Here is a 254-nt window from a genome sequence, read left to right as displayed (position 1 = left end):
ATTCAGTCCCGTGAGCGGCTTGCCGAAGATCTGAACGTCTCCCGACGCGGGTTTTGAGAGACCTGTGACAGTGTTCAGGATGGTGGACTTGCCGCAACCGGTTGGTCCCATGACCGCAACGAACTCCGCGTCGCCTACTTGGAGGTTCACGCTTTTGACTGCGATGAATGCGCCGAAGCGGATCATTACCTCGCGCAAGTCAACGGCCAGCGTTTGGCTGCCCTTCGCGCTTCAGAACTCGTTCTGTTATATGC

General features: G+C 57.1%; 1 protein-coding gene. It reads right to left on the bottom strand.

From position 1 onward, the window contains the following. Positions 1–186, bottom strand: a 186-nt coding sequence (locus QSV46_RS40365) for an ATP-binding cassette domain-containing protein (protein ID WP_314964279.1), incomplete at its 3' end; no start/stop codon positions are given. Positions 187–254: the final 68 nt, after the last annotated feature.

It is taken from the genome of Bradyrhizobium cosmicum, assembly GCF_032290525.1.
Lineage (GTDB): Bacteria > Pseudomonadota > Alphaproteobacteria > Rhizobiales > Xanthobacteraceae > Bradyrhizobium > Bradyrhizobium cosmicum_A.
Note: the sequence above shows the minus strand (reverse complement) of the source record. Positions and strands in the feature narration are given on the sequence as shown.